The 447-nt window shown below is 62.9% G+C and carries 1 pseudogene; it reads left to right on the top strand.

Going from position 1 to position 447, the window contains the following annotated elements:
- Nucleotides 1-447: pseudogene (locus GVL52_RS31105) on the top strand (hypothetical protein); the annotation flags it as partial.

The following is a 447-nucleotide window of genomic DNA, read 5'->3' on the forward strand; positions in this document are numbered from 1 at the left end:
GCCCAGATGCTGCGCGCCGAGGGTGAGGCCCAGGCAATCACGACGGTGTTCAATGCCATCCATGCCGGTCAGCCCGACCAGGGTCTGCTGGCCTACCAGTACATGCAGATGCTGCCGACCCTTGCTCGTGGCGACTCCAACAAGGTGTGGGTGGTCCCCTCTGAGCTGAACGACGCCTTGAAGGGTATTGGCTCCTTAGCGGGCAAGGACGAACACGAGCCGGGTAAGGGCGGTTTTGCGGCGGCTGATCCGTCGCAGTTTGCCGCACCGGAGAAGATTGATGTTTTTGCCGAGATCGAGGCTCAGAAGGCGGAGGAAAAGGAGGCCTCTGAGGCGACCGTCCAGCAGGCGATCCAAGAGGCTGCCACGTTGGAGAATCCCGGTCTGTCAGGCAAACGCAGTATGGGCGGTGGCCAGATCACCCCGGCTCCGGCGGAGCAGCAGACC

Source organism: Rhizobium sp. 18055, from assembly GCF_902706285.1.
In the GTDB taxonomy this organism is placed as follows: Bacteria; Pseudomonadota; Alphaproteobacteria; order Rhizobiales; family Rhizobiaceae; genus Rhizobium.